Annotated in this window: 2 protein-coding genes; both read left to right on the top strand. The window is 31.1% G+C overall.

The window, feature by feature from the left end:
* The first annotated feature begins 272 nt into the window (after window positions 1-272).
* Window positions 273-578: a hypothetical protein gene (locus DNU06_RS17400; protein WP_146239326.1), complete on the top strand. Its 306-nt coding sequence runs from the start codon at window positions 273-275 to the stop codon at window positions 576-578.
* Between the two features lie 188 nt (window positions 579-766).
* Window positions 767-1267 (top strand): hypothetical protein, encoded by a 501-nt coding sequence (locus tag DNU06_RS17395; protein ID WP_111064776.1) that lies wholly within the window; start codon window positions 767-769, stop codon window positions 1265-1267.
* Window positions 1268-1529: the final 262 nt, after the last annotated feature.

Below are 1529 nucleotides of genomic sequence, written 5' to 3'. Positions count from 1 at the left end.
TTTGTTTTGCACAGGATGAAATCATTTATTTGTGCGGGTCTTGGGTTTTTGGTTCGTTTTGTGCTAAGACAAAATGAACGAAAGTTGAAAGAAAAACGATATAAAAATATATGTAGAATGTTAAAAAATAGTACATTGTAAAATAAAACAGCATGTAACAATATGTATATTGCATAGCTGCCCTTCGGGCTAGCAACGACAACATACACAAACGTTGTAGGTAATTGCTGCCAACGCGAAAGAAGGATATTCTGAAAATAAGAACTGCATAAATGAAAAAATGTTTAGTTTTCATATTAATTTTAATGCCACGACTTGTTCGCGCTGAAGGACAATATGCTCTTGATTTTGCTTTAGACGCAATTGACTTTATTAAAGTTTTTATTATTTGGGCAGTCTTAGTTCTTTTTTCAATTAAAATATTGAATTATATAAAAGTAAATAAGCTAAGTAAACGAAATAAAACCATTATTTGGTTGAGTACAGGTCTTGTCGCATTATTTATCTGGTCAATGATTAAGCATGATTCAAGACCATACGAAGGTCCTATTGATTCTATTTTCAATAAGATGCCATAGATGAGTAAAATGCAACGAGATATCAAGCTGATAGGATTAAGCTAGAGATTAGTACTGTCTTAAGAAAAGAGAAATAATTAGAAATAAAATTGCAATTATTCATGCAAATCACTTGTTGCCTGAACAAATAATTTTAAATTCAACTGCCTCAATTGAAGTTTGGCGAATACTGAAAATTGCTGTAAAATATGATAAGTGATACTTTAGATAAAGACATTCTGCTCGAATATCGAAAAAATAAAAGAGAACAACTTTTTATTGCTCTATTCATTTTGCTACTTGGATTATATTTTAATATTTGGGTAAGCCTATCATTATTTGCGCTAGGAATTTTGTTGATTCTAATTTTCACTAAGAAATCAAGTTTTAACGGCTATAAACTTGATGATAATCGATTAACACTGTTCTATGACACTTTCATACAGCAGTACAAAGAAGAAATCTATTTACATGATTTGAAATCGATTAATTACTATTACTTGGGAGGTGGCAACTGTTATATTATCTACGCTGTGGGTAGTGAAGAATTTATTTCTGATACATTTAATAACATATATTCATTTGCGAAAGTATTGAAATACTTAAAGTATGAGAAAGGAATAAATGTGCTATGTAAAGGGCGCGTTGATGCCGAAATTAAGCTGTACTTAGATAATAAAATTGATAAGTTACCAATGGAAAATAAATAAACAACCTACAACAACATGTAAAATTCATTACTGTTAAGTACCTTAACAGCAACGCAATTTTACACAAACGTTACATGCAATTGGCGATTTGTTGAATAGGAGTAACCACAGTAAAAAAATACCACCCCACAGTAACCCTAACCTTGGCATTCTCTGAAAAAAGCTGCTTAACTTGCAGGAATATTCGTTACCAAGAACATTTTTTTAATTGCGATTTTACGCGGGGATTTTCTCCCATCACTCAGGAGATTGGCGATTTTTA

The organism is Putridiphycobacter roseus, assembly GCF_003234935.1.
GTDB lineage: Bacteria > Bacteroidota > Bacteroidia > Flavobacteriales_D > Crocinitomicaceae > Putridiphycobacter > Putridiphycobacter roseus.
This window is presented reverse-complemented; position numbering and strand designations above follow the sequence as displayed.